Here is a 6,455-nt window from a genome sequence, read left to right on the forward strand (position 1 = left end):
ATCCACAATTTGACCTATCGCGCCATAATCATGCGCTTCGTACCATTGTCCTGTTTGTTCCGCGCTGGTCTTAGGGGCGAGCGCTGCTGAAACCAACAGACCTTCTGCATGAAGCCTGTTGACTGCTCGGCGCAAAAACTCAGTATAAAGAACTCTCAAATCTGGCGGCAAAAATTCAAAATCAAAATGTATATCTCTAAAGCCCATGCGTCTTGCCTCAGCGATGATATTATCAAACAACAGTTCTTGCACCGCAGTGCTTTCGATTATAGAACGCCCTAGTTCTCCGTTAAATTGCCCTTCTTCTATATTGGTAACCACCATCATAAGCGTGTTGCCATTTTGCCTTGCTATCTCGGGTATACCTTGAATAGGCGGAGAATTAAGAGTTCCATCACGATTAACTCTATAACTAAATGTTGCAAGATAAGTAAGCCTTGGAGCTGCTTCTCTAGCATCTACTAACAGGCTTTGACTTGGCGCATTGCCCATGGGTTCGATATAGGCGTTGACCTCGGCAGTTACTTTAGGAAAAGGAGGGATATATAATCTTAGACCTACAGGCAATGGTTGAGAAGGGTTAATACGATTAATTTGTGCTAATGTAAGATAATTGACATTAAATCTGCGCCCGATAGACCAAAGACTGTCGCCGGGCTGCACAAAATAATAACTTCCCGTGATAGGAATAACTATAGTCTGACCTACTACAAGGCGCTCAGGATCAGGAATACGATTGGCATTGACAATATCGTTGACCGAAGATTTAAACGTCCGCGCTATAGCATAAAGCGAATCCCCTCTTTGAATCGTATAAATTTGCATTTAGATTTACCTTCTTTTCTTTTTACTACTAAAATACTATGCGCCAAAATTTGCAAATATACGAAACAAGAAAGGTTGAAATTATATTAATGTATTTTTAAAACTGTTTAGCTAACTTTTAAAATCTAGTTCTCATCAAAATTAATTTTTCCAAAATCAAAATGCTTTAGTTTTCTGTCTAAAGCTGCTTGAGGATCATTCATGTCCTTTTCATTTGTACAAATGACTGTAAGTCCGATTTTTTTATAGATATCAACTTTATATTTTTTTGATTTATAATAATCTCTATTGTTTGAATTAAATCCCCAATGTTCAATATAAACATCTTGACCTTGTCCTAAATAATTAGGGAGACAAAAATCTGGATGTATATCATGAGATGCATCAGCGTCAATTGAAACAACCTTTTCATATGCATGGGGTATTCCATTGTCAAACAAATAGTTATCTATTTCACGTTCTGATTTGCTTTTTACAATATGTCCGTCTTTACATTTATATACACCTTCATAAGACTCATCTAGAATATCAATCTCTCTACATTTATTAATTTTAACAAGTAGCTGTTTGTCTTTATATTTATGATAACAATTAATGCAAAACAATTTGCCATTGGACGTAGACTTACCACATGCAATGCATTTAACTACAACTGATGCATCTTTGGCTTCATCAAAATCTTTATTTTCTATAGAACGTTCTTTATAATCTTTATTAAGAACTTTTTTTGTTTTAGCGTCGATAAATAATCCTTCATTAACAAGAATTTCTTCTTTTTTGAGCATATCTGCATGTTTGCCGCAAAGTCCGTCTTTACGTGCATTACCCATATATACTCTTGTTGGTTCGCCACATATAGGACATATCAAATCATCAGTCATTAATAATCAAAATCTCCTTTAATCATATTTTTGATTTAAATCCATATTTGTAGATATTTTAATTATATAATATTTAACACCTTTTTACAAGATTTTATGATTTTGACTACTTGATTAAAAATCTACTTATAAATAAACACCCACTATATAGTGAGTGTTTTTTAAGATTTCCATTTTTTTAATCAGCAAATTTTTTTACGTCATTTGATTAAAGGCTATCGCAATAATCAATACAATCAATATCATCGCCAGCAACATTGCGATTATAAACAAGGCTATGCTGGCGGTGCTTGGATTAATGATAATACTTACAGGACCATTAGGCACCTTTGGATCATCTATTGTATTAATAGTCGATAAAGTAATGCCTGTAATTTGTCCAGTAATATTAGATTCTATAATGCTGATTTTGTATAATGATTGACTTGCAGCATTAAGATTTTGCAAAACCGAACCGCCAGCATCTGTATTTGTCAAATTAGAATGGATTATATTGATATTCTCTGTGCTGTCGCCTCTAAGAACAACCGTACCAACGGTCGGCGAATGCGAATTTAATACGCTGTTATTGATAGTTACAGACCCTAAACTAGAAATCATGCCAGCTCCTTGTCCGCTTCTAACCGCATATTCAGCTACATCAAAATTGCAGCTATCAACCGTTAAATCACCAGTTCCATAAAAGTTTACCCCGCCGCTTGAATTGCTCAAGACACAGTTTTGAATAAATGCATAACCTGATACAGCCTTTAACTGCGCAAGACTGTGCATATCAGTTGCAGTACAATTGATTATCGCAATATTTCTCATGCCGCCAGGGATACTCTGAACTGCCACAACTGCATCCAAGACGCCTTTAAAGGTGCAGCCGTTTATGGTTACATTATGAGGGTAGGCAAATCCCATTCTTGGCGGAATCAAGTTAAAATCAATACAATTAGCAGGTGTGCCTGAAGAAAAGTCAAAATTAAAACCTTGTATCAATAGAGTTTCGGGATTGTTAAGATTGCCGAATCCATCAACAGTGATTGTATTGGTAAAAGTGACAGTTGCCCCTGTTTGCGGCCGAACTACGAGATTTTTATTTGGCTGCTGTAAAATGTTAAGTGGATCAGTAACCGTTCCTGCCGCTACTTCAATAACAAAATCCGTTCCTGCAGTAACTGTAACAGCATCAACTGCCTCTTGAACAGATGCATAGGTGTCAATCAGCACTCCATCTGCTGTAAGTGTCGCAGAAGGTGAAGCCGCATATACTTTTTTGGGCAGTATTACAAGGGACATGGAACATATAATTAATATAACAATAATATATAAAATCTTTTTAATGATAGTGTACCTCCACGTTTTTTTCTTTTGTATATCCCATAATATGCGAGCAAAAATTGACTGCGTTCCATATTACAATTAGAGGTTGCATTGTTATGTGGGAGTAAAAATAAAAAAAGACATAAAAATTTTCATAAAAAAAATCCATTACCTTAAGGCAATGGATTTTAAAAACTTCTTATTTTAATTAAAATTTGTCCCTAGTGAACTTGAAGCAATTTGATATTTATATTTTCTTAACAGAAAGTAGTTCTATATAACCTCTGCTCCCGATCGGTTCAAGCTGAATTCTAGGATTCTGATCATCCCATTGATAACCCATATTTTCAGGTTTGAATTTTTCTATCGCTTTCCATAAGTTTTCAATAGCCTGTCCGTAATTTTCTTCTTCAAAAGGTTCGCCATTGAATTTCAGATATGTCGCTTTTGGCAAAATAATAGTGTCAAACCCTTCAGGTATATCAGTATAATCAAGCGATACTTCTGCACCTTGAACATAAACCGATGTGTTTTCTTTCACATACTTTTTGGGTAGCCATAAACAAACCGGCTCGTTATCCAAAGATTTTATCGAAGACAAAATTCCCCATACATCGCAGCCGACTTCCATACAATAATCGATATAGTTGTCAGCCTTAATGCCTCTTTTGATTATAACCTTTCTTTGAGGCTTTTCCACAATGCTTACAAACACATTGCTCACTTCAGACATAGTTTTCTTCTCCTTATCGTCATATTTTTTGTAGGGTGTAAATAAACAAAGAGGTTTTGGCGCAATAGAGTATTCATAAGGATTAACCTTGAATTCTCTAAAAAAGGCCCTTTGATATCCGTCGACAGAATCATAACCATATTTATATGCAACATCAATTATCTTTCTTTTTTTGTCTCTTAGTTCCAATGCTGATTTTGATAATCTTAGTTTTCTTATATATTCAGCTGGACTCATGTTTAATATTTCTTGAAATAGCCGATATGAATACCATGGCGAATAATAACATACCTTAGCAAGATCAGCCAAAGTAATCTTTTTATCCAAGTTATTTTCAATATATATCTGCATATTTTTAACAGCTTCGTATTTGTTCATCTTACCATACCTACAATCATATTTTATCAGAACAATAAAAAACTTTCTCGACATTTTTTGCTATAATAAAAAAGGTCTGACCACATATCAGACCTATAATTAATTATTAAATCTTATGGTAGGTTACTATTTGATATTATTTTTAATAAAATCTCTATACCAATAATACGAATCTTTCGGAGTACGCTTTTGTGTCTTATAATCAATATGCACAAGTCCGAAGCGTCTTGAATAGCCGCTGGCCCATTCAAAGTTATCCATAAGACTCCAAACAAAATAACCTCTTATATCTACACCGTCTTTTATGGCTTTTTCGACTTTACCTATATATCTCTGTAAATAATCAATACGTGCCGGATCATGAACACCGCCGTCCAAATGTACCCAATCGTTGTTAGCTATGCCGTTTTCGGTTATGTATATGGGCTTATTATATCTTTCATACAAATATCTGCTTATCCAATATATACAATCTTCTTCTACTGCCCATTCGGTATCCGTTTTAGGATAACCGTCAGGTCTTTGAACTATTTTATAACCGTCATTACCGTCTGATGCTATAGGCACGCCTTCATAGTTGTTAATGCCCAAATAATCTACAGGCGTGGATATAAGTTTTAAGTCATTGGGATCAATTTTTTCATAAAATTCTGGATAGTTCTTATAGCATTGCTCAGGATATCTGCCAAAGAATATCGGATCGGTATAAATCAAAACTGAGTCCTCATTATATTGACTTTCATAAGCTTTAGATAATGCTTTTATATTTTCTTGATTTTCTTGATAAGGATAGTAAGCCGAACCGCAAGTAACCAATCCGACTTGAGCATCTTTGTTATAACTTTTTATAACTTGAACGGATTTTGCGTGAGAAAGCAAAAGATTATGAACGGCTCTTAATAACTCGTTTTTGTTAACTTTGTACCCTGGTGCAAAAATACCAGTATCATATCCTAAAGAAATTATACATTGAGGCTCGTTAAATGTCGCAAAAAATTTAACTCTATCTTTGAGAGCTTGCATAACGGTATACGTGTACTCACTAAACCAATCTGAAAATTCATTGTTAATAAATCCGCCTTTTAAATGCAATTCATAAGGCATGTCCCAATGATAAAGCGTAACAAAAGGCGTGATATTAGCGTCAAGCAATAAATCAACAATTCTTTTATAAAAATCAAGACCTTTTTGATTAACTTTTCCTATGCCTTGCGGCAAAATTCTTGGCCAGCTTATAGAAAACCTATAAGCATTGACGTTTAAGTCTTTTATCAACCGAATATCGCTTTCAAATCTATGATAAAAATCACAGGCTATATCGCCGTTATTGTTTTGAAAAATCTTGCCTGGCTCTTTGGAAAAAACGTCCCAAATAGACAAACCTTTGCCGTCTTCTTTAAAAGCCCCCTCGATCTGATAAGAAGCAGTAGATGTACCCCATAAAAATTTTTTGTCCATCTTTTCTCTCTCTTTTTTTAATAATTATCATATTATATATTATAACAAATTAAACTTTAAGAGCAATGGTTAATTGATATTATATACTTACCAGACCTTAGACTCTGACAGTTTTTCATTCATGGTGTTGAACATAATTTCTTTTTCAATCATTTCCTTGATAATCAAATTATTTAACTCGTTCAATGTTGGCATAAAAGCCATGCTCCTGCACTTCTTATACTCTATACCGTCTATTACAAAAGTATATCCTGCAGGACAAATCGAATTGCAGGTCTTTCCATTTAATTTTTTGCAATCAAGCGAATTTGAGATTTCTTTTTTGGTTACTTCAGGAAATTTTTCAATCAGTTCTTCATATTCCGCAACATGGGAAGCGTAAATTCTTGCCTTAACGCAGCCTTTTCTGAAGACGAAATTGAGAAGCGATTTTCCGCTTTTGGGCAATGAGTATGTGACAAGATAACCTTTAGCAGCGGGTTTAATTGATATTTTACACTTTTGGTCTATCAAGAAAGAATTTGATTCGTCAACAAATGTTTTTGATTCGTCTGGAATCAAACTAAGAAAGTCAATATACAATTGCTCCATAAGCCCCTCTATAAGTTAAAATTTAGTAACATTGTACATATTTTATTAAGAAAAGATATTTATGAAGATTTAAAAAGAGATTTTTGGATTTTAGAAAAAGAAAAAAGGATTGATATTTTAGTATCAATCCTATGCTTCAAATATGGTGGAGATGCGGGGAGTTGAACCCCGGTCCGAAAGAATTGCAAACAACTTTCTACATGCTTAGCTGTTTTTAAAATCTCTTCGTTTGCTACCAAAACAGCAAAGTTCAAACGAACAAGCCCTTAAAAGTCCTTTCT

General features: G+C 34.3%; 6 protein-coding genes and 1 other RNA gene. All 7 read right to left on the bottom strand.

Annotated elements, in window-relative coordinates; translation table 11 throughout:
- Positions 1-825: LysM peptidoglycan-binding domain-containing protein (locus VIL26_07090; protein ID HEY8390693.1), on the bottom strand; the 825-nt coding region annotated here is incomplete at its 3' end.
- Positions 826-950: 125 nt separating this feature from the next.
- Positions 951-1,706 carry a hypothetical protein gene (locus tag VIL26_07095; protein HEY8390694.1) on the bottom strand — a complete coding sequence of 252 codons (756 nt, stop codon included), beginning with the start codon at positions 1,704-1,706 and terminating at the stop codon, positions 951-953.
- A 195-nt stretch (positions 1,707-1,901) separates the two neighbouring features.
- Entirely contained in the window at positions 1,902-2,990 is a 1,089-nt protein-coding gene (locus VIL26_07100; GenBank protein ID HEY8390695.1) for a hypothetical protein, read from the bottom strand.
- Between the two features lie 271 nt (positions 2,991-3,261).
- Positions 3,262-4,125, bottom strand: coding sequence for a helix-turn-helix domain-containing protein (locus tag VIL26_07105; protein HEY8390696.1), 864 nt, complete (start codon positions 4,123-4,125; stop codon positions 3,262-3,264).
- A 126-nt stretch (positions 4,126-4,251) separates the two neighbouring features.
- Positions 4,252-5,583, bottom strand: a complete 1,332-nt coding sequence (locus tag VIL26_07110; GenBank protein HEY8390697.1) for a GH1 family beta-glucosidase — start codon at positions 5,581-5,583, stop codon at positions 4,252-4,254.
- 87 nt (positions 5,584-5,670) lie between these two features.
- Entirely contained in the window at positions 5,671-6,174 is a 504-nt protein-coding gene (locus tag VIL26_07115) for a hypothetical protein (GenBank protein HEY8390698.1), read from the bottom strand.
- Between the two features lie 143 nt (positions 6,175-6,317).
- Positions 6,318-6,455: a transfer-messenger RNA gene (ssrA, locus tag VIL26_07120) on the bottom strand; the annotation flags it as partial.

The organism is Clostridia bacterium, assembly GCA_036562685.1.
In the GTDB taxonomy this organism is placed as follows: Bacteria; Bacillota; Clostridia; order Christensenellales; family DUVY01; genus DUVY01.